A 320-nucleotide genomic window follows, 5' to 3' on the forward strand; every position below is an offset into this window, starting at 1 on the left:
CCATCGACGATGTTCACAAAGCGATACTAGAGGTTTTTAATATAGATAAAATTCTAACTCCAGAGGAAGACGCCGCCCGCGGATTGGTAGTTTTGCTCACAACCGGTTCGCCTGTTAGGTTCGACTCGTTTACCTCCATCGATATGGCTTCAATCAGTTCACCACCCAAATTTATTGTCTCTTAGTTATGGGAAAATCGTACAGAAGGATATAGAATCTAAGAAAGGGCTATTGCCTAGTTCTTCGCGTATGGCTCCACTTTTTACCTGATTAATGAGCAATTCGTCTACCATAAAATTCAGCCATCCAAGATGTTCATC

Annotated in this window: 1 pseudogene; it reads left to right on the plus strand. The window is 41.9% G+C overall.

From position 1 onward, the window contains the following. A pseudogene (locus tag D0T85_RS23280) lies at window positions 1-185 on the plus strand (TrkA family potassium uptake protein); the annotation flags it as partial. Between the last annotated feature and the right edge of the window lie 135 nt (window positions 186-320).

This window comes from Bacteroides sp. 519 (genome assembly GCF_010500955.1).
Classification (GTDB): Bacteria; Bacteroidota; Bacteroidia; order Bacteroidales; family Bacteroidaceae; genus Bacteroides.